The sequence below is a fragment of the Hyalangium minutum genome (genome assembly GCF_000737315.1).
Taxonomy (GTDB): Bacteria; Myxococcota; Myxococcia; order Myxococcales; family Myxococcaceae; genus Hyalangium; species Hyalangium minutum.
Map to the genome: position 1 here is coordinate 91,984 of NZ_JMCB01000023.1, position 21,442 is coordinate 113,425.

The 21,442-nt window shown below is 68.7% G+C and carries 14 protein-coding genes; 5 read left to right on the top strand and 9 right to left on the bottom strand.

All coding sequences use genetic code 11. The features are described 5' to 3' along the window. Positions 1–2: 2 nt before the first annotated feature. The 4 genes from DB31_RS38970 to pgeF form a co-directional block, all read right to left on the bottom strand. Positions 3–1,124 carry a DNA-processing protein DprA gene (locus tag DB31_RS38970; RefSeq protein WP_044197839.1) on the bottom strand — a complete coding sequence of 374 codons (1,122 nt, stop codon included), beginning with the start codon at positions 1,122–1,124 and terminating at the stop codon, positions 3–5. A gap of 139 nt (positions 1,125–1,263) precedes the next feature. Then, positions 1,264–2,490 (bottom strand): LysM peptidoglycan-binding domain-containing protein, encoded by a 1,227-nt coding sequence (locus tag DB31_RS38975; protein ID WP_044197841.1) that lies wholly within the window; start codon positions 2,488–2,490, stop codon positions 1,264–1,266. A gap of 22 nt (positions 2,491–2,512) precedes the next feature. Beyond that, positions 2,513–3,370 carry a tetratricopeptide repeat protein gene (locus DB31_RS38980; protein ID WP_044198025.1) on the bottom strand — a complete coding sequence of 286 codons (858 nt, stop codon included), beginning with the start codon at positions 3,368–3,370 and terminating at the stop codon, positions 2,513–2,515. A gap of 63 nt (positions 3,371–3,433) precedes the next feature. Then, positions 3,434–4,195, bottom strand: a complete 762-nt coding sequence (pgeF, locus tag DB31_RS38985; RefSeq protein WP_044197843.1) for a peptidoglycan editing factor PgeF — start codon at positions 4,193–4,195, stop codon at positions 3,434–3,436. Between the two features lie 171 nt (positions 4,196–4,366). Here pgeF and DB31_RS38990 point away from each other — a divergent pair, with 171 nt between their 5' ends. Continuing rightward, the gene (locus DB31_RS38990; RefSeq protein ID WP_044197846.1) at positions 4,367–6,292 is read left to right on the top strand and encodes a GGDEF domain-containing protein; all 1,926 of its coding nucleotides are present in this window, start codon (positions 4,367–4,369) and stop codon (positions 6,290–6,292) included. Positions 6,293–6,319: 27 nt separating this feature from the next. Here DB31_RS38990 and DB31_RS38995 read toward each other — a convergent pair whose 3' ends face one another. From DB31_RS38995 to DB31_RS51010, 4 genes are all read right to left on the bottom strand, one after another. Continuing rightward, the gene (locus DB31_RS38995) at positions 6,320–6,910 is read right to left on the bottom strand and encodes an SGNH/GDSL hydrolase family protein (RefSeq protein ID WP_240487171.1); all 591 of its coding nucleotides are present in this window, start codon (positions 6,908–6,910) and stop codon (positions 6,320–6,322) included. Positions 6,911–6,935: 25 nt separating this feature from the next. After that, on the bottom strand, positions 6,936–8,384 hold the full coding sequence (locus DB31_RS39000; protein WP_044197852.1) for a trypsin-like peptidase domain-containing protein: 1,449 nt from the start codon (positions 8,382–8,384) through the stop codon (positions 6,936–6,938). A gap of 179 nt (positions 8,385–8,563) precedes the next feature. Then, entirely contained in the window at positions 8,564–10,153 is a 1,590-nt protein-coding gene (locus DB31_RS39005; protein ID WP_044197854.1) for a glycoside hydrolase family 57 protein, read from the bottom strand. Positions 10,154–10,165: 12 nt separating this feature from the next. Next, positions 10,166–11,611: a DUF4912 domain-containing protein gene (locus DB31_RS51010; RefSeq protein WP_052420596.1), complete on the bottom strand. Its 1,446-nt coding sequence runs from the start codon at positions 11,609–11,611 to the stop codon at positions 10,166–10,168. Positions 11,612–11,836: 225 nt separating this feature from the next. Between DB31_RS51010 and DB31_RS39020 the strand changes: the two genes are divergently transcribed. Together DB31_RS39020 and DB31_RS39025 are read left to right on the top strand one after the other, a co-directional pair. Next, positions 11,837–14,566, top strand: coding sequence for a glycosyltransferase family 4 protein (locus tag DB31_RS39020; RefSeq protein ID WP_044198032.1), 2,730 nt, complete (start codon positions 11,837–11,839; stop codon positions 14,564–14,566). A gap of 108 nt (positions 14,567–14,674) precedes the next feature. Then, the gene (locus DB31_RS39025) at positions 14,675–18,994 is read left to right on the top strand and encodes a response regulator (protein WP_044197856.1); all 4,320 of its coding nucleotides are present in this window, start codon (positions 14,675–14,677) and stop codon (positions 18,992–18,994) included. 58 nt (positions 18,995–19,052) lie between these two features. On the opposite strand, the gene DB31_RS39030 is transcribed toward DB31_RS39025, so the two are convergent. Then, positions 19,053–19,271 carry a hypothetical protein gene (locus DB31_RS39030; RefSeq protein WP_044197858.1) on the bottom strand — a complete coding sequence of 73 codons (219 nt, stop codon included), beginning with the start codon at positions 19,269–19,271 and terminating at the stop codon, positions 19,053–19,055. Positions 19,272–19,459: 188 nt separating this feature from the next. Here DB31_RS39030 and DB31_RS39035 point away from each other — a divergent pair, with 188 nt between their 5' ends. Both DB31_RS39035 and DB31_RS39040 read left to right on the top strand, forming a co-directional pair. Continuing rightward, a complete protein-coding gene (locus tag DB31_RS39035; protein ID WP_044198034.1) occupies positions 19,460–20,401 on the top strand; it encodes an AAA family ATPase in 942 nt (313 codons plus the stop codon). A gap of 86 nt (positions 20,402–20,487) precedes the next feature. Next, the gene (locus tag DB31_RS39040; protein ID WP_044197861.1) at positions 20,488–21,435 is read left to right on the top strand and encodes a branched-chain amino acid transaminase; all 948 of its coding nucleotides are present in this window, start codon (positions 20,488–20,490) and stop codon (positions 21,433–21,435) included. The last annotated feature ends 7 nt before the right edge of the window (positions 21,436–21,442 follow it).

A 21,442-nucleotide genomic window follows, 5' to 3' on the forward strand; every position in this document is an offset into this window, starting at 1 on the left:
GCTCAAACCTTCTCGTACAGCTTGCCCGGGTACTGGATGACCAGCCCGGACAGCTCCAATTCCACCAACGCGCCTGTGAGCGCGGCGGGCGAGAGCTGGCACCCCGCCAGCACCTCATCAAATGTGCGAGGGACCCGCTCCAACAGCCGGTAGGCGCCCCTCGCTTCCTCCGAGAGCGCTTCCCAACCTCCCCCCGACCCTGGAGGCACCGCCAACACCGGCCGGGCCCCCACCCACTTCCACACGTCCTCTACGTGCAGGCAGGCGTACGCCTTGCCGTCGCGGATCAGCTGGTTGCAGCCGAGCGCGGCCTCGTTGCGCACATCCCCCGGCAGGGCGAGCACCGGGCGCCCCAGCGCCAGCCCATCCTCCGCCGTGTAGAGCGCTCCGGAGTCCTTGCCGGCCCGGAGCACCAACACTGCATCCGACGCGCCAGCGATGAGTCGGTTTCGCCGAGGGAAGGTCTGGCGGCTCGCCCGGACACCCGGCGGAAGCTCGCTGAAGTACACCCCACCTCGGTCTAGAAACTCAGGAAGCATGCGGGCTTGCGGCTCATCCAGCTCGTCCAGCGCGGAGCCCAGAAAGGCCCACGTCTCGCCGCCCGCATCCAGGGCACCATAGTGGCAGGCCCGATCCACGCCCATGGCCGCGCCAGACACCACACCCACGCCGCCGTCGGCCACCTCGCGCGCGAACTTGCGCGCAAACGGGAGGAAGCCCTGATCCGGGTGGCGGCTGCCCACCATGCCCAAGCGGCGCCGGGGGGGCCCGATATGGCCCTTATAGAAGAGCACGGGGGGCGCGTCGGGCGCGGCGGCCAACAGCTCGGGGAACGCACGCTCCCCCGCGAAGGCCAGCTCCATGCCCACGGCGGCGCACCGCTCCAGCACCCGATCCGCTACGGGGCCCAGTGCCTCCACCTGCCCGAGCCGACGGCGAACCTGCGAGGTCACCGGTACATCGGCCAACCACTCGCTCACCGGACTGCCCAGCAGGCGAGCCAACGAGCCCCCCGCGAATGCACGCACCGCCTCCAGGGTCTTCGGTCCCAGGCCTGGGACCGCCCACAAGGCCAGCGTGGCGCGCTGCTCAGGTGTCTGCGAGTGTGTGAATGTATCCGCCATACCCATCCCCCCCGTCCGGTTCCCACCTATATAGATGATGGGGCCGACGGAAGGGGGCGCGACACATAAACACCGGACTGGCAGCGGTCAAGCAGCCAATCCCTCCGCCCTCGGGCGAACTGCGTGTTTCCCACCGCGCTCAGCGGCTGGCGGTAGGACCATTCCCCACACGCATCTCGACGCGATCGCCGGGGAACACCTCGCGCAGGGTCTGGATGAGGATGCAGTTGGCGGTGCGCTCCTTCACCTCGGACACGAGGCAGGTGCCAATTACCTCGTCCGGCAGGTTCTGAGCCTTGGCTTTGCTGGCGGTCTCATCCAGCAGCCGCTTGTTCGGATTGTCCCGGCGCATCACGGAGAAGGTGTTGCCCACCTCCACGCCGTCGCTGCTGCCCTTGTCGACGATCAGGAATTGGTGCTCGGCGGTGATGGTGAGGAACGGCTGCATGGCCGTGACGATGTTGCCCTTCACCGCCTTGCTGTTGGGCTTGATGGCGACGCGGTCCATCAGGCGCTCACCGTAAGGGCCCACCAGGTCCCCGCGGTGGATGTCATCCCACGTCTCCGAAATCTGGGCGGTGACGTACTTGTCGCCCACGCTCAGCACGCGCACGGTGCCCAGCAGGTTGGTGAGGTAGCCCACCTTCCGCTGGGTGAGGGGGTGCTTGATCTCCTGATCGGTGCGGAAGACCAGGTAGCGGTCACCCACCTTCGCGTCGATCTTCCGCTTGAAGCGCAGGTACACCGTCTCCGGGTAGCTGAGCATGTCCGCGTCGGAGAACGAGCTGTCGATCTTCCCGGCCTCGTCCACCTCCTTGGCGGTGACGAAGCCACGCGTGGCCACCAGCGTGTTGCCGTTGAGGTCGATGCCGATCTTCCCGCTCGTGGACACCAGGGACTCGCCGCTGACCGGCCCCAGCTCCGTGGCGGCCTCGAGGTCACCCTCCACCGCCACCATCTCCGTGGGAGCCGGCCCCACGCCCGCCTCCACGCGCGAAGGCACCTCCTCGCCCGCAGGGAAGAAGCGCACCTTGTTGCCCGGGTAGATCCAGTGCGGGTTGGCGATCTCCGGGTTGTAGGACCAGACCTTGGGCCAGTACCACGGCGTGCCCAGGTACTGGCTGGACAGATCCCAGAGCGTGTCGCCCTTGACGACGGTGTGCACCTCGCCGGGCGCCTTCTCGCGGGCGTTCTCCGAGCCGGGCACCTTCGCGCCACCGGACCGGGGCTCGTCGGCGACGTCCGCGCCCTCTGTTTCACCGCCCTCGGCCTCCTCCTCCTGCTCCTGCTCCTGCTGGGCACGCGCCGACCAAGCCGGCGCGAGCGAGACGGCCACGAGGAATGCTGTGAGGATCCGGGAGCGCATCAGGTGACTTCCTTTCGGGCTTCTAGTGCGACAGGGACGCCAGCCGCTGCTCCGCCTGGGTTGCGGCGGCCGTCCCTGGGAACTGGGTAATGACACGGGTGTAGAGCGCGCGGGCATCTTCCCGCTGGTTGAGCTTCAACCGGCACTCCGCGAGCCGGAGCATGCCGTCCAACACGGCATCCCCGGCGGGATACGTCTCAATGAGGCGCACGAACACCTGCGCGGCGCCTTCGTGATTGTTCATGCCGATCATCCCCAGCCCGGCGAAGTACAGCGCGTTGTCCGCGCGCGGGTGCCGGGGGTTCAGCTCGGCGAAGGACTGCAGCTTGGCCACGCCCGGCTCCACATTGCCGGTGCGCAGCGCGGCCACCGCCTGCTCGAACTCCGCGTCGAGCGCGGCCGTCACGGCCGGATTGGGCGCGGGGGCGCTGGCGGGCGCAGCCGGCTCGGAGGGTTCGGGCGAGGAGCTGACGAACAACTCCACGTCCTCCGCATCTGGCTCTACCACGGCCACCTTCGTCGGCAGCGCCGGCGCGGGCTCGGACTTGGGCTTGAGCTTCACCACCGTCAGATCCGGCACCGCGACGTTCGAGGAGGGCTGCGGGGCCGGGGCGGTCGAGGAGGCCTTGGCCGGAGCCTGCGGAGAAGGAGAAGGAGCGGCGGCGGGGGCCTGCGAAGAAGACCGGGCGCGGAGCACGGCGTTGCTGCGCTCCAGACGCTCGAGCCGATCGTTGAGGCGCGTCTGCTGATCCCGCATGGCCCGCAGCTCTGCCGTCAGCGCGGCCATGTCCGCCTGCGAGGCGGAGTCATGGGCGCACGCGGCCAGCGCGCACAGCGGAACGACGGCAAGAAGCCGCCGGATGATGAGAAGACGCTCCAACACGGGTATCCACCCCCGAGGATAAAGAGCGGCTTCCGACACGGTCAAGAAAACGGCCCCAGCCTAAAAGCGGTGAACCACGAAATTGATGTGACGCCCGGTCTTGCCCGAATCCCGCCTGTGCGAAAAGAAACGCCCAGAGTCACAGGAGGTACAGTCCTGTAGAACGTCCATCTGGGCCACCTTGACGCCCGCGCTGCGCAGCGTCCGTACCACCGCACGGGAGAGATCCAGGCGGAACTCGTCTCCCCGGGCCACCACCACGTCCGAGCCGAACTTCGCGGCGAAGTTCTTGGCCAACTCCGAAGAGACGACGTAGCAGCACTGCTGGATGGCGGGGCCCACGGCTGCCAGCAAGCTCTCGGGCCGAGAGCCGCGCGCCACCAGCGCCTCCACCGCGCGCGCGGCGATCGTCGCATCCGTGCCGCGCCAGCCCGAGTGCACGGCCGCTACGCGCTTTCCTTCCGGATCCACGATCAGCACCGGCACGCAGTCCGCGGTGGACACGCCCACCCAGTCTCCTGCCTGCTCGGTGAAGAGAGCGTCCGCGTCGCCCGCCTGGGGCCTCAACGAGTCCGTGGACTGACCTCCCGAGACTTGCAGCACCTTGTCCCCGTGCACCTGCTTCACCGTGTGCAGCGCGCCGAGCGGCGCCCCCACTGCTGCTGAGAGCCGGCGGTAGTTCTCCTCGACGCGCTCGCGCACGTCTCCGACGGTGAAACCCAGGTTGAGCGAGGCCAAGCGGCCCTCGGAGACACCACCCGCGCGGGTGGCGAAGCCATGAGGGACAGGAAGCAGTGCCGAGGTGATGAACAACGAGGCCATAACGCGTACACGGTACCCCACCCTTCCCACGTCGGCACGGGTCTCTCTGCGAACCCCACCCGGGTGGGAAATTTCTTCTTTCACCGTTTGACAGCCCTCAGTCGTCCGCCGGACAATTCCAACCCTGTAGGTCCCGCTGGAGTTGGTGCCAGCGCCCCACCTCCCGAGATCATGGCTCTGGGTCCCCACACCGTCGGCAGGAAGCTCCTTTGGAGCATTGCCTTGCCTGGCCTCGTCGTCGCGCTCCTGGGCGCCGGCTACTTCTGGCGAGAGACACGGCGCGCCGTCCAGGACGCGGCTCACCGCGAGGCACTGGCCCTGGCGGAGTTCATCGACTCCACCTTCACTCTTCCCCAGGCGGATCGCACACATCCACACAGCGCGGTAGCCGAGGTGATCGGCTCGGATACACGCCTGTTACGTTCGGTGGCGGAGTTGCACGTGCTGACGCCGGATGGACGGATCCGCTGGTCCCGGCAGCGCAGTGAAGAGGGCACCCTTCACCCGGAGGCCGCACGGCTGACGGCCCTCACTCCGGAGACGGCGCGCTCGGCGCGGGAGGGCACGGAGGTGGTGCGTCCGCTGGGCGGATCTGACTGTGTGGGTTGCCACACGGGGGACACCGCGCAGCGCCTGGGCGTGCTCCAGGTGCGCCTGTCCGAGCCGTTGCTGAGCCGCCAGCTCTCCGCGGTGTTTCAAGGGGCCATGGGTGCGACGCTGGTGTTCGGCGTCGTGCTAGCGCTGGCCATGGGTCTGGCCCTGCACTTCTTCTTCGGGCGGCCGCTGCGCCGGCTGACCGCCATCATGCGGCGCGCCGAGGAGGGCGACTTCCTGGTGCGCGCGGAGACGCGGGGAACGGACGAGATCTCCCGGCTGGGCGCGGCGTTCAACCAGATGCTGGCGCGGCTGACGTCGATGAAGGCGGAGGAGATCGACACGCACCGGGATCTGGCGCTGGCCAACGAGAAGCTGGCGCTGAAGGAGAAGCTGGAGGAGCGCATCACGGAGCTGTCACTGCTCTTCGATGTAGCGCACTCACTCAACTCAACGCTGGAGCTGAGCGAGCTGCTGGAGCGGATCACCCGGCTCGTGGTGGAGCGGCTGAAGATCCCCAACTTCTCGATCATGCTGCGCAACGCGGACGGGCTGCTGGAGATCCGGAGTGCGTGGCCTCAGCACCGGGGCAGCGAGGGGCTCACCTTCGGCATCGGCGAGGGCGCATGCGGCCGGGCCGCGGAGACGCTCCGGGCGGTGTACCTGCCGGACGTGGGAGATCGCTCCAGCATCTTCGCCAAGCGCAACCTGGTGGGCGGCACGGATCACGGCTCGCTGCTGGCGGTGCCCATGGTGCACATGGATCAGCTGCTGGGGGTGATGAACTTCCAGCGTCCAGAGGTGGCTGGCTTCTCTCCGGAGGAGCTGGAGCTGCTGATGGCGGTGGCGGATCAGGCCGCCACGGCGGTGAAGAACGCGCGGCTGCACTCGGAGGCAGTGCTGCTCACGATGACGGATCCGCTCACGGGTCTGCCCAATCGGCGGCACCTGTTCGGGCGGCTCGATGCCGAGCTGGCGCGGGCCGAGCGCTACGGCACCCCGCTGTCGGTCCTGATGATCGACGTGGACCACTTCAAGTGGCTCAATGATGCGGCGGGACACCGCACGGGCGACGAGATTCTGCGCAAGGTGTGCGACGTGCTCCGGCCCTGCGTGCGGAAGGTGGACACGCTCGCGCGCTACGGCGGCGAGGAGTTCATGGTGTTGCTGCCGCAGACGGCCAAGGAGGGCGCGGTGGCGGTGGGCGAGAAGCTCCGGCGCGCGGTGCTGGACTCGGCGGGCTTGGCCGTGCCGACCCAGCCCACGGGGCACGTCACCATCTCCATCGGCGTGGCGAGCTACCCGCTGGATGCCAGCGATCAGGAGACGCTGGTGGACTGCGTGGATGCGGCGCTCTACGCCAGCAAGCGAGGGGGCCGTAACAAGGTGTCCGCGTACGAGCCCGGCATGGAGATCCACCCGGGCCGCGAGCGCGGGCCTCATGCAGGCCGTAGCACGGACAACTCGCGTCCCCTGCCCCCTGCCGGTGTCGCCAAGGCTTGAGCGGCGGCTGCGAAGAGGCGCGGGTGCTCAGCGCCGCTCCACCAGCGGCTGCACCGTGGGCAGCATGAGATCCGCCCACTGCTCGTAGCCGCTGTCCGAGGGGTGGAACCCGTCGAAGGAGAAGAAGTCGGGCCGCTGCGGGAGGAACTCCCGGCTGGCCGAGTAGAGATCCACCACGTGCATGCCGTGTGTGCGCGCTGTAGCCGCGATGGCCTCGTTGAAGGGCTCGATGCGGCCCTCGTAGAGGTGGCTGGGGACCATGCGTGCCACCGGCGCCAGCGCCATGTCCGGCACGTTGACGATCACCAGCGAGGCCCCCGTTGGCTTCAACCTCCGCGCGATCCGATCGAGATCGTCACGGAAGTCCTCCAACGAGGTGCTCCGCCACAAGTCGTTGGTGCCGATGCCAAGCGTCACCAGCGTGGGCTGCGTGGCCACAGCCCGCTTGATCTGCGAGGTGAACACATCGCGGATGACCGCGCCGCTCATCCCCAGGTTGGTGAGCCCGACCGACAGGCCCTGCTTCCGCAGGCGGGAGGCGAGGCGCTCGGGATAACCCCCACCCTTGCTCGCCCCCACCCCCACCGCGGAGCTATCCCCCAGCGCCACATACGTCACGCTCAACGCGTCCTCCCGCCTCGGCTCACGGCACCTTGAGGGCGCGCAGGAACCGGCTGTTGGCACCCGGCGCCAGCACGCGCAGCAGCAGCGTGCCGCCCGATGGCGTCGCCTTGATGGCCGCAGCCAGCTCCTCGGCGCTGCGGATCGGCTTCCGGTTGGCCTCCACCACCAACATGCCCGGCGCCAGATCCGCACGCTCGGCGGGCGAGCCCGGCACCACATCGGTGATCAGCGCCCCGCCCTCGTTCCGCGTGAAGCCCGCTTGCTGGGCCGTGCGCGCATCCAGATCGCTCAGAGACACACCCACGCGAGCCTTGGAGCTCTCCTCCGTCTCGCGCGGCGTGCGCTTGCCGATACCCTCGATGTCAGGCCGCGTGCCGAGCGTCACCTTCAAGTCCTGCTTGTTGCCATTGCGGTAGAGCGTCAGCGTGGACACCGTGCCGGGCCGCTTCAGCGCCACCACTCGGGTGAGCGCGTTGGCCGAGCCGACCTTCTGCCCATCGATGGCGACAACCACGTCATCCAACTTCAGCCCCGCCTTGGCCGACGGACTGCCCGAGGTGACATCGTTGATGATGGCGCCCTCGGTAACGGGCAGGTTGAGCGCCTTGCCGAGGTCCGCCGTCAGATCCTGGATCTGGATGCCGAGGTAGCCGCGAGTCACGGCGCCCTCCTTCTCGAGCATGGGCACCAGCGCCTTGACCAGGTTGCTCGGCACCGAGAAACCGATGCCCGTGCCCCCGCCCACGATGGCGGTGTTGATGCCGATCACCTCGCCCTTCATGTTGAAGAGCGGCCCCCCCGAGTTGCCCGGGTTGATCGCCGCATCCGTCTGCAGGAAGTCGTCATAAGGACCAGCCTCGATGTTGCGCGCCTTGGCCGACAGGATGCCCAGGCTGACGCTGGAGGCCAGACCGAAGGGGTTGCCAATCGCCAGCACCCAGTCGCCCACCTTCACCGCGTCCGAGTCGCCCAGCCCCACCACGGGCAGTCCTTCCACCTTGCCCTTGAGCTTGATCACCGCCACATCCGTCAGCGGATCCCGCCCGAGGATCTCAGCCGGGAACGAGCGCCCGTCATCGAGCTTCACGCTGATGGACACCGCGTCCTCGACGACGTGGTTGTTCGTGAGCACCAGTCCCTTGGGATCGACGATGAAGCCCGAGCCCGCGCCCTGGCGCACATTCTCCCGGCTACCACCCCGGCCGCCGCCGAAGAAGCGATCCAGCGGGCTGTCGCCCATACCGCCCCGGGAGCTGGACACCTTGGCGACCACCTCCACATTGACGACGGCGGACTTCACCGACTCCACCAGCGGAGCCAGCGAGGGCAACGCCTGGGCCGCCCGGGTCTCGGGCTGCAGGTTCCCGGTGGCCGGTAGAGGCGCCGCAGGCTGGGCCAGGGCCACCGTCGAGAACACCATCACTGCCGCTACGACCGTGCTCCGAACACGAAAGTTTCGCTGTCTCATATCCACCTCAAGCTAAAGCGCCATCCGAGCCCCGCAAGCAAAAGCGCGTCTCGAATACCTGAGGAGAACAGTGCACCGCCCTGCCTCTTCCCGAGGAAGCGCGGGGGGCCTTGCCCGCATGTGTCCACACCTGGACGGACAGCCGCCACCCGCCAGCACCGGGGCCCTCCAGGGCCCGCTCAGAGCGGCCGGTACATCCGGTAGTCGATCTCCGGGAAGATGTTGTTCCGCGACTCGACCAGAGACAGCCAGCTCTCGTCGATATTCCCGCCACGCACCTGATCGTGCAGGCGCAGGAAGCGCAAGACGTGCTCCTTCGTCCGGCGCACGGCGTAGTCCACCATCGTCCCGGTCTTCATGATGAAGGCCCAATCGGAGGACTGAGCGAGCAGCAGCTCGCGCGCCGCCTGGTTCAGGGCCCGGCGCTGCAGCGAGGAGGTCTCGGGGAAGTCCCGGGCCAGCCCCACCATCTGCCGGGCGCAGTGGTGCAGGTGCCGGTAGATCCAGTCGTTGGACTCGTCCAGCCACATGTTGGCGTAGCCGCCCGAGCCCCATGAGGACGCCGGCGGCGTGGCCACCTGGTTGCGCGGGTGCTCGCGCAGATCATCCGACGGCGTCACCAGCTGGAACGTGCGCTGCTCGGAGGCCACCTTGCGGATGAGGAAGTCGAGGAACTGGGGGCCCTCGAACCACCAATGCCCGTAGAGCTCCGCGTCGTACGGAGCCACCACCACCGGCTTGCGATCGCCCATCCGCGAGGACAGGTACTCCATCTGCTTCTCGCGGTTGAACATGAAGTTGCCCGCGTGGGTGGCGGCCCGAGCGCGTGCCTCCATCGGATCGTACGGCAGCTTGTCCTGCGTCTTGCCGGTGATGCGGTAGTACTTGTAGCCGGTGTTCTTCCGATCCCCCGTGGGCTGGATGTAGGGCCGGATGTAGTCCAGCTCCAGGTCCCAGCCGATGTCCCGATAGAACTCGCGGTAGATGGGATCGCCCGGGTAGCCACTCTCCGAGCTCCACACCTGCTGCGAGCTCTCGGGGTCGCGCGCGTACGCGGCCACCCCCGCCTCCGTGTAGATGGGCGCGAAGGGGCCATACAGCGGGCGCGGCGTGGAGTCCGTCAGCCCGTGGGTGTCCACGAAGAAGTAGCGGATGCGCTCGGCCGCCAGGAAGCGCTCGACGCCCGGGTAGTAGCCGCACTCGGCCAGCCAGATGCCCGGCGCGTCCCGGCCGAACGTCAGCCGGTAGTGATTCGCGGCCACGGAGATCTGCGCGCGCACCGCCTCGGGCGTCTCCTGCAGCAGCGGCAGGAAGCCGTGCGTGGCGCAGCAGGTGATGATCTCCAGGTGACCCGCGTCCTGCAGCCGGCGAAACGCGCTCACCAGATCCCGGTGGTAGCGCCCGTCCCAGGCCACGCGCAGCGACTCGAAGTGATCGCGGTAGTAGCGCGCCAGCGGACCGAAGGTGGGATCGTTCTGCGTGCGGTGCACCTCGCGCGCGCCCAGCTCGCACAGCCGATCCAGCTTGCGCGTGTAGCGCTCCGTGAGGAGGCCATCGCGCAGCATGCTCACGAGCGTGGGGGTGAGCGACATCGTCACCCGGAACGGCACCCCATCCTCGGCCAGCCGGTCGAACACCATGAGCAGCGGCAGGTACGTCTCGGAGATGGCCTCGTAGAGCCAGTCTTCCTCGAGAAAGTCCTCGTGCTCGGGATGGCGGACGAACGGAAGGTGCGCGTGGAGCACCAGTGCCAAGGAGCCCTGACTCATGGGTGGGTGGCCCTATCGTCCCCGCCTCGACGGAGGCGGCGTCCAGTGGGTCTGCTCGGAGGCACCCCCACGAACGGGGCCCCCGCGGCCGGCCGTCTGCTCCGAGGAGCCGGGTGGGCGCGCGGAGACCTCCAGGTGCTCGGGCAGGGGCGACGGTGGAGGAGGCGGAGGCGGACGAGCCCCCTCTCCTCTCCGGCCCACGCGCTCACGCCAGTCCACCGGCAGCTCCGACAGATCCGCGCTGCCCGGCAGCGGGACGCGGTGCCAGGTGATGTACTGGCGCTCCTGGCCCTGCTCCTCACGAGTCAGGGCCGTGGCCACCACCGGAGCAGGCGCCACGCTCTGCACCGGCACGATCGGCGGTGGGGGTAGCTGCATGAAGCGCACGGCCTTGTCCGGGGAGGGGCCCGTGTGCGGCAGCGTGAGCGGGTGCGTCGAGGAGCCAATCCGCCGCGAGCGTCCTCCCCGGTCCACGAAGTGGGCCTCCACGCGGTACGGGCGGCCGGGCGGCAGCCCGTGGATGTAGAAGCTGCGGGACTCGAGGACGACCTCCAGCTCGCGGACCAGCCGCTCCCCATCGAACACGCGCAGCATCGCCCGAGGCTCGTTGAGCCCCTCCATCGCCCGGGCCCGCGTGGCGGGACTGAAGTCCCAGGTGATGAAGAGCGTGTGCGGATCGCGAGCCAGGGCCAGGGCCAGATCGTTGCCGTAGTCCAGCGGCAGCTCGCCCAGGTTCTCCTCGAGGCCCACAGCGCCGTTCTCGAACTTGGAGCGAGGGGCCTGCTCCTCGGTGAGGTGGTGACGGCGCAGCTCGCGCTCGCCCATCATCCGGGCCACGAAGAAGCCCTCCACCAGCGGCTCGGCGGCGTGTTGGAACACCGCCTCCAGCTCGGGGGACGCGACCACCATCTCCGCGGTCTCCTCCTGCCAGGCCTCCTCGGCCGAGCGGGGCAAACGGACGCGCGGTGGGAAGTTCACCACCTGTGCGGGCCGCCGGGACGCGGAGGCATCCTCTTCCTGGGACGCAGCCGAGCGCGAGGCCTGCCCCTTCCGGCCCTGTGGCGCCGCGGCCTTCTTCTCCGGCTCCTTCTTGGGCTCGGGAGCCTTTTTCTCCGCTTCCTTCCTGGGAGCCGCAACCTTCTTCTCCGGCTCCTTCTTGGCCGCCGGGGCCTTCTTCTCCGGCCCCTTCTTCTTATCCTTCTTGTCCACGGCGCGGGTCTCCTTGGCCCGGGTTGGCTCCCGGGACTGCTTCGTGGCGGAAGCGCCCACCTTGGCAGCGGGCTTCAAACGAGCGGGTAGCTTGACCCCAGCCAACTGGGCCAGCTTCTTCAGTGCGGGGACGACCTCGGCGAGCGCGGCAATCAGCTCTTTCTTGGTGAGCTTGCTGTAACCCGAGCCCAGGTGCTTTCGCGCCAGGTTCCTCAGGTAGCTCATGGTGACGCTCTTCAGGTCGTCCATAGACAAGGTCGCCTTTAGGTCGATGCGCCCGAGGGGTCAACGAGCCTGTGGAATTTTCTGTTCGTCGCATGACCGGAGACCCAGTCACGGCCGATGACACCTTGGAAAAGGACCGAGTATCCTGCAGTCCGCTTGAGCGACCTGCCCAGACTGCTGCTGTGCAGCTTCGACGTCATCCCTGGCCCGTCGGGTTCGTCGCGCCGATTGACCGAGTACCTCAAGGCGTTGCCTGATCGCTTCTCCGTGGTGGTGCTGTCCGCGAAGACGCCCGACCACTCCCATATCGAGAAGTATCAGGGCGCACGCCTGCTGCGCGTGCCCGTGGGCTCGGGAGATCTCGCCTCGCGCATCCAGGCCTTTGAACGCGCAGTGAAGCGCCAGCTCGACAGCGAAGAGTACGCCCTCGCGCACTTCACGGACCCCTTCGGCGGCTACGTGCTGTGCGAGATGAAGGCGGACTACGGCTACCGCCTCATCTATGAGGCCCAGACGTTCCCCTCGCAGGAACTGCGCTACACGCATCCGCAGACCGAGGGCGACCGGCGCTTCCTCGCCAAGGTCCGCCGTCAGGAGCTGTTCTGCCTGATGAACGCCGATCTGGTCATGACCGGCTCGGAGACCACTCGAACCTACATCCGTTCACTTGGGGCGAGCACCGAGCAGACGCGGGTGATTCGAGCGCCGGTGGACCTGGGGCCGTACACGCCGGATGTGGTCGGCGCCCCGGACAACCAGCCGATGCGCCTGATGTACCTGGGCAGCCAGGCCGGGTGGCAGGGTGTGCCCACGCTGCTGCGCGCGTTGGCGCTGGCGCTGGAGCAAGGCGGCGAGGTGAAGCTCACCCTGGTGGGCCCTCGCCACCCCGACTGGCAGCCCCACCTGGAGGATCTGGCCAAGGAGCTGGGCCTCCAGGAACACGTGGAGTTCCAGCCGCCCGTCCTCCACGACGATCTGGTGAAGGTGCTGGCGCTGGCGGACGTGGGCGTCCTCCCGCTGGAGGACCTGGATCGCAACCGGCTCCAAGGTGGGCCGCTGGCCAAGACGGCCGAGTACCTTGCCGCAGGCCGGCCGGTGATCGCCGCGGACCTGCCGGTGACGCGCGAGCTGCTCCCCTCCTCCGCCACCGTCTTCCACCCGCCGGGCGATGCGAAGGCGCTGGCCGAGTGCATCCTCGAGCTGGCTCGCGATGTCCCGCGCCGGGTGGAGATGGGGCGCGAGGCCCGCTCCTTTGCCGAGCATGAACTGGATGCGGGACTCATCCGCGGCAAGCTCCTGGACATCTATGACGAGTTGCTGGGGAAGCAGCAGGCGGCAGTGGCCCGGAGCGAGATGGTTCCCGAGCCGACCATGACGGGCACGCCGACCAACCGGCTCACCAACCTCAAGCCTCCCGAGAGTGGCAAGCGCCCGCCTCGCGCCAACAAGCCCTCGAACAAGGGCTCCCGGAAGGCGTCTCCCCGTGACGAACTGCCGCTGGTGGTCGGCCAGGTCCTGCCCGACGACGGGCTCGACACGCGCTTGGTGAAGACCGAGCCGGAGGCGAATCCCTCCGAGCCTCCCGTGGTGATGGGCCTGCCCCTGCGAGACTCGAAGCCCGCTTCCTCCTCTAATAGAGGATCCCGCCGCAGCGAGCCCGAGGAGCCTCCGACTTCCATCGTCAGCGCGAGCCCGCCCACGAAGGACGACTCGTCCCACACGCCCATCGTGCGCTCGCCGCTGGGAGTCTCCCGGGAGGCCCCTGCTTCGGCTTCAGCCTCGGCTCGCCCTTCCGCGCCCGCGTTTGTCGAGGAGCCGCCCTCTCCCACGCCGATCGTCCAGATGAGGCAGCTCGAAGGCCGCTCGGCGGCGACCTCCAAATCGGAGCCCGAGACGCGCCGTCCTCCCGCCCCTGCGGCCCCGCCGCCGCCGAGCCCCAAGAGCGCTCCCCAGGAACCGCCTCTCGTGGCTGTGGCCAGCGCGTCGACGAGCCCCAAGAGGCCTTCCCAGGAGCTCCCGCCCCTGGCGCCGGCCCCGAGTACGCGCCCGGCGCTGCAGGACGCTCCGTTCACCGCTGCGGCCCCGGCGTCCAGTACCCGCCCTGCCCTTCAGGAGCCTCCTGCGGCTCCCTCAACGAGCTCCCGTCCGGCCGTGGACGAAGCTCCGCCCCCCCTTCCTGCACCGAGCCCCCGTGCGGCCCCTCAGGAGCCTGCGCGCGGGCAGGAGATCACCGACAAGGCGAGACCTGTCCTCCCTCCTCTGAACCGGAGCCCGCCTCCTCTCGAGACCAAGGGTCCTCCGCCGCGCCTGACACCTGTGGAGCCTCCTCCGCTCCGAACGCCTCCGCCCCTGCCGATCTCCTCCAAGAAGCAGCAGCCCGTGGAGGAAGAGCCCGAGGAACTCTCCGAGGAAGCCGCCCAGGAGATCTCGGACGAAGCGGAGCCTACCCCTCCTCACCCTCAGCCTCGGGTGGAGGAACCGGAAGAGCTCAGCGACGACGAGGTCCACGAAGCCGACGCCGCCGAAGCGCTGGATGCCGAAGACGAGGTGCATGAGGCGGACGACGCGGTCGAGCCCGTCGACGAGGAAGACGCGATCGAGGACGCCGACGGCGCCGTCGAAGCGGTCGATGACATGGTGGAGCCCGTGGACGAGGTGCACGAGCCCCCCGAGGCCGTGCTCCCAGCCGCCGCCAAGTCCACCCCCGTCCCCCTCCCCGATGACGAGCCCGAGGAGGCCGTCGCGGAGGCCGTGGAAGAGGCTCCAGAGCCAGAGCTCCCCCAGGCCGAGCCGCCGTCCTCAGCCCTTGATCCCTGGTTTGCCCAGTTGGCGCACGGCTACTGCCCTCCAGAAGGAGCTCAGTTCGCCCGGCATACCCCTCCCACCAACTTCCCTGGGAGGGACGAGGGGCCTTCTGATCCGCCCCGAGTGCCCACTCCCACCCCGATCCAGGGAGCGTTGCGAGGTAAACGCTCGTAGCCCGGCCAGCCGAGCCCGCCTCGGAAACTTCCCTGCTCCTTGGCTGCTGGGTAGGATGCGCCGGATTTCACTGCACTTTTCGCGATCCATCGCGAATTGAAGGACTTCATGGAGCGTCGGGTCCTCATCGTCGAAGCCCAGAATGAATTTGCCCTCAGCATGGCCACGGTTCTCCGCAGCGCGGGGTATCAGACGGCCATGGCGAACACCGCCGCCGAGGCCCAGCGCGAGATGGAAAAGCGCCGGCCCGATCTGGTGGTGCTGCGCGCCGAGCTGCCGGACCAGTCCGGCTTCACCCTTTGCGGCCAGATCAAAAAGGGGAAGTGGGGCCAGAACCTCAAGGTGCTGCTGCTCTCGTCGGACACCGGCGAGGAGGCGCTGAAGAAGCACCGCGAGACGCCCGCTGCCGCGGACGGCTACCTCGTCATCCCCTTCGAGATGGGAGAGCTGGCGTCCATCAGCTCCAACATCATCCCGCCGGGGAACCCCGAGGACGCGGCGGATGATGCGTCGTTGGACTCCGCGCTGGCCGGAAACCCGCGCGAGGCCCCGCCGCCCATGCCGCCGCCCCTGCGCGGCCCGCCCCCAGGTGGCCCGCCGAAGCTGCCCAAGCGCGAGCGCCGCAGCGCCATCACGGACGAGGACCGCACGTTCCTCGACCGCGCGTTCCAGTCCATCGCGGACCGCAAGGCGGAGCTGCTGGCCGAGTCGCGCAACACCAAGCGCACCCCGCCCAAGCGCGAGCTGATGGGCACGCCCGAGGGCAAGCTCCAGGTCCTGCGCGACGAGCTCAAGGCCCGCGAGGCCCAGGTGGCCCGCATCTCCGAGATCTGGAGCGTGCGCGAGCGCGAGCTGGTCTCCGTCGAGGACCGGCTCCACGAGAAGGACGTGGAGCTGCAGGGCCTGAAGATGCAGGTGGACGACCTGCTGCGCCGCTTCAACGAGGCGCAGACGGCCATGCTCCAGAAGGAGCGTGAGCACGGCGCCACCGTGGACGATCTCCTCCTCCAGAAGTTCTCCTCCGAGAAGGACCTCATCGAGGTCGTCGCGGCCAAGGAGAAGGACATCAATGTCCTGCGGAAGGAGGTCAGCAACCGCGACGACGAGCTGTCCCGCCGCGCCTCCGAGCTGGATCGCGCCCGCACCGAGTACGAGAGCCTGGAGAAGCAGTTCAACACCTCCACGCTCGAGTCCGAGGTCCGCGAGCAGAAGCTCAACGACACCCTGCGCGACCGCGAGAACGACATCCTCCAGCTGCGCCGCCGCGGCGAGGAGCTGGATGCCACCCTCGCCCAGACGATCAGCGAGCGCGACCTGCGCTACGCCGCGATGGAAGGCGACATCCAGGGCCTCACCGAGCGGCTGCGCCAGACCGAGCAGGAGCGCGACACCACCGTCCGCTCCCTGGAGCAGCGCGCCACCGCCGCCGAGGAGCACGGCGCCCAGTCGGACGCGGAGATCGAGCGGCTCAAGACCACCGCCGCCGCGCTCGAGTCCCGCCTCAACGAGCAGATCGCCGATCTGGAAGCGGATCTGGCTCGCACCACCGGCGAGCGCGATCAGCTCAAGCTGGACAAGGACGCGCAAGAGCAGGACCTCACCCAGCGCATCGAGGAGCGGGACAGCAAGATCTCCGGCCTCGAGACGGATCTGGCCGACACCATCTCTCGCAACGAGCAGCGCGAGGCGGAGCTCAACTCCACCATCCAGCAGCACCTGGAGCGCATTGGTGAGCTGGAGGGCGAAGTCGAGGCGGTCAAGACGCACCTGGCCGACCGCGAGGCCGAGCTCAGCGGCGAGCTGCAGGCCCTCCAGCAGGCCAAGGACGCGCTGGAGACCGATCTCACCGGCAGACTCGAGGCGCTCCAGGCCGCCAAGGACGCACTGGAGACCGACCTCACCGGCCAGCTGAAGGCGCTGAACGAGGCCAAGGACGCGCTGGAGGCCAAGCTCACCGGCGAGATCCAGTCGCTGCGGGCCCACATCGCCTCGCTGGAGCAGACCATCGCCCAGCGCGACGACAGCATCGAGGGTCTGCGCACGGACGTGGCCGACCGCGACGGCCGGATCGCCAGCCTCACGGGCGAGCTGGAGGCCACCAGCCAGACGCTCACCGAGACCCAGGGCACCCTGGCTCGGACCGAGGAAACCCTCTCCACCACGCGCGGGGAGCTGGAGGCCACCACCCAGACGCTCACCGAGACTCAGGGCACGCTGGCCCAGACCCAGCAGACCCTGGCCTCCACCGAGAAGACGCTCGCGGACACCCAGGGCACCCTGGCCCAAACCGAGGAGACCCTCTCCAGCACCCGCGGCGAGCTCGAGGCCACCACCCAGACGCTCACCGAGACCCAGGGCACGCTGGCCCAGACCCAGCAGACCCTGGCCGACACCCAGGGCACCCTGGCTCGGACCGAGGAGACCCTCTCCACCACGCGCGGGGAGCTGGAAGCCACCACCCAGACGCTCACCGAGACCCAGGGCACGCTGGACCAGACTCAGCAGACGCTCGCCTCCACCGAGGCCATCCGCGACGAGCTGGACAGCGAGCTGACCGAGACCAAGGGCACGCTCGAGAAGACCCAGGCCACCCTGTCGCAGACCCAGCAGACGCTGGCCACGCGCGAAGGCGAGTTGGAGGCCTCCCGCGAGGAGATCGAGCGGCTCAGCGGCGTCCTCCGCGACACCGAGGAGGCCAAGGCCGCCCAGGAGGCGGACCTCACCGGCCAGATCGGCCAGCTGCGCGCCGAGCTGTCCGAGACGCAGGGCAACTACGAGGCCGAGCGCGCCGCGCACCAGAAGCTGGCCCAGGAGACCACCGAGCAGATCACCTCGCTCATCGAGGAGCGGGACAACCTGCGCGGCGAGCTGGATGCCACCATCCAGGAGCTGGCCTCCACCCAGGGCACCCTGGCCCAGACGCGCGACGCGCTGGCCAAGGAGCAGGCCGCGCACGCGGGCAGCAAGCAGGAAGCGGCCCAGACGAAGGCCGAGCTGGAGGCCCAACTCACCGACGCGCGCGAGCACGGACAGGAGCTGGCCGAGCAGCTGGCCCACACCAAGCAGGAGCTGGGCGAGCGCGTGGCCGAGGTGACACAGCTCACCTCGCAGCTGGCCCACACCGAGGACGCCCGGCACCGCTTCGAGGACCAGTTCAACACGCTCACCGAGGAGTCCCAGCGCCGCGAGGAGCTGCTCCAGAACGATCTGGCGGCCAAGAGCAAGGAGCTGTCCGACACGCTCCGCAAGCTCACCACCGTCACCCAGGAGAAGCAGCGCCAGGCCGAGGCCCTCACCCGCGACGTCACCGCGAAGACGGAGCAGCTCAAGCAGCTCGAGGCCAAGCTCACCCAGCAGACCGAGAACTCCCGCCGCCAGGCAGAGGCCCTGCAGCAGCAGGTGAACAACCTCACCGGCGATCTGGACGGGGCTCGCAAGGACATCGCCGCCCGCGACGAGCAGCTGCGTCAGGCCGGCAACGCCCAGGCGAAGCTCACCTCCGAGCGTGACAGCCTCAGCGGCCAGCTCCAGCAGGCGGAGAACCGCTTCCAGCAGCAGGCCCAGGCCATGGCCGCCGAGCGCTCCGAGGCCAAGCGCGTCGCCGAGGACTTCACCAAGAAGCTGGCGGCCGCGGAGGCTCGCATCACCCAGCTCACCCAGGAGAACCAGCAGCGCTCCGCCGACGCCGAGACCAAGGCCAAGGAGCTCCAGGGACAGCTCACCACCCGCGCCCGGAAGATCCAGGAGCTCGAGCTGGCGCTGGAGAACGCCGTCAGCGCCAAGGGCCGCGCGGAGAAGGACCTCAACGCCAAGGTCTCCGCCGCCGAGACCAAGCTCGCCGAGGCCGCCGCCAAGCTCGCGGGCTCGCAGAAGGAGCGCAAGGACCTCGACGCCAAGCACCTCAAGGACATCGAGGACCTCAACGCCAAGCAGAAGGCGGAGCTCGAGCGCCGCGACGCCATCAAGGCCCAGGAAGTTGCCCGCCTCCAGCAGTCCGTCCAGGAGAAGAGCAAGGCGCTCAAGGTCGCCGAGCTGGAGCTGGCCCGCTACAAGAGCAAGGGCCCCGCTGCGGCTCCCGCCGCCGCTGCCAAGCCCGCCGCCGCTGCGAAACCGGCCGCTTCGGACGACGAAGACGTGGCCGTGAAGACTCAGCTCAACACCGCGGCCGCTCCGGCCCCCGCGCCCGCTCCTGCGGCTCCGGCCCGTCCAGCTCCGGGACGCGCGTCATCCACCGGCACCCGTCCAGCGGTAGGCGCCCAGCCCGCGGCTGCGAAGAAGGCCCCTCCTGCTCCAGCGCAGCCCGCTCCGGCCGCGGCTCAGGAGTCAGAGGATCCGGTGGAGCGCACCGTGATGGTGCCGCTCAACAGCATCAAGAAGCCCGAGGAGGATGACTGGACCTCCCTCGTGGACGAGCTCGACAAGCCGTAACGGGAAGTCCCCAAGACGCGCGGCCCGGAACCCGAGGGCCGCGCGGAACAACCGAGAATCACAGGGCGGCGCGCGCCTCGCGCACCAGCTCCCGGAACTGCAGCGACGCCACCACGTCCTTCAGCGACGGCTCACGCCCGCTCAACTGCGACTGCGCCCGCGCCGCCCGCCACCGCGCCAGCAGCGTCCGGGTGGCCACATAGCCCAGCACCAGCGGGAACCCGCCCGGCATCACCGCCACCACCATCGCCAGTATGACCCGCAACCACACCCACATGGCCGCCCACCTCGTGAATCGGAACACGCCCTTCTGATGCACACCGCGTGCCTGGGTTGCGTAAAGTATTTCCCTTCGTGCTTCCTGGGGGTTACACGCGAGGCGGCCTGCCTGCAGGGGCGCAGGACGTGCGGAACTCTGGCATTTTTGCCGCAGTGTCTCGGATCGCCTCGGTTAAGTTTCAGGGTGTGAGCCCCCCTTCGACGACGCCCGAGACCCGTCCCTTCGCCAGCGTGGAGGACGCGGAGACCCGTCTGGAGCAGGTGGGATACCTGCCCTCCCCGGAGATCGCCACGGCCTGCTTCCTGGCAGACCGCATGGACAAGCCCATCCTGGTGGAGGGCCCCGCTGGCGTGGGCAAGACAGAGCTGTCCAAGGCCCTGGCCCAGGCGCTGGGCCGCGGGTTCATCCGCCTGCAGTGCTACGAGGGCCTGGACGAGGCCAAGGCGCTGTACGAGTGGGAGTACGCCAAGCAGCTGCTCTACACCCAGCTGCTCAAGGACAAGATCGGCGAGATGGTGGCGGGCACCGGCTCGCTGACCGAGGCCGCGGACCGGCTGGCCACGGGCGACGCCGTCTTCTTCTCCGAGCGCTTCCTGCTGCCGCGCCCCATCCTCCAAGCGCTGGTCTCCGAGCGCCCGGCCGTCCTGTTGGTAGACGAGATCGACAAGGCGGACCCCGAGTTCGAGGCCTTCCTGCTGGAGGTGCTCTCGGACAACGCGGTGACGATTCCGGAGCTCGGCACGTTCAAGGCGAAGCACCTGCCCCGGGTGATCCTCACGTCGAACAACGCGCGCGAGCTGTCGGACGCGCTCAAGCGCCGCTGCCTGCACCTGCACATCGACTTCCCGGATCGCGAGCGCGAGCTGCGCATCGTCCGGGCCCGCCTGCCCCAGGTCGCCCAGACCCTGGCCGAGCAGGTCATCGAGGCCGTGGCCGCCATCCGGAAGCTGGACCTCAAGAAGGCTCCCTCGATCAGCGAGACGCTCGACTGGGCGCAGAGCCTGGCGCTCCTCAACGCGGACGCCCTCACGGCCGATCTGGTGGCCTCCACCCTGAACCTCGTCCTCAAGTACGAGGGCGATATCGAAAAGGCCAAGGCGAACCTGTCGCAGATCGCGCAGGCCTGACCGCATTCCCGCTTTGACGGGACCCACGGCATGTGAAAAAAGGCGCCCCCCAAGCATCGTCCGCCCCTGTCTATTAAGGAATCCCCATGAGCTCCACTTCGTCCTCCGTCCTGCGCGCAGACCAGATCTGGATCGACGGCAAGTTCGTGAAATGGGACGAGGGCCACATGCACGTGATGACCCACGCCCTGCACTACGGCCTGGGCGTCTTCGAGGGCATCCGCGCCTACCGCACGCATGACGGCCGCCTGGCCGTGTTCCGGCTGAAGGAGCACATCCAGCGGCTGATGGACTCGGCCCACATCTGCCTGATGAAGATGCCGTACACGGCCGAGCAGCTGGAGGAGGCCTGCCTGGAGCTGCTGCGCAAGCAGCGCGACCTGTTCTCCAACGGCGCGTACCTGCGCCCCATCGCCTTCATGGGCGACGGCGCCATGGGCCTGGGCGCGGTGAACCCCATCCGCGCCGTCATCACCGCCTGGGACTGGGGCGCCTACCTGGGCGAGAAGGGCATCCGCGAGGGCATCCGCGCCAAGGTCAGCTCCTTCACCCGCATGCACGTGAACGTGAACATGGTGCGCGGGAAGATCTCCGGCCAGTACGTGAACTCCATCCTCGCCAAGCGCGAGGCGGTGCTGGGCGGCTACGACGAGGCCATCCTGCTGGACATCAGCGGCTTCGTGGCCGAGGCCTCCGGCGAGAACATCTTCATGGTGAACAAGAAGGGCGTGATCAAGACGCCGCCCCTCTCCTCCCCCATCCTCGACGGCATCACCCGCGACACGGTGCTGAAGCTCCTCAAGGACAGCGGCCGCTACGTGGAGGAAGTCACCTTCACCCGTGACGCGCTCTACATCGGCAACGAGATCTTCTTCACCGGCACCGCCGCGGAGATCACCCCCGTGCGCGAGGTGGACAACCGCCAGGTAGGCGAGGGCAAGCCCGGCCCGGTGACGAAGTTCGTGCAAGACACCTACTTCCGCGTCGTCCGGGGCCAAGAGCCCCGCTACGCCGAGTGGCTCACCTACGTCTGAGCAGTTC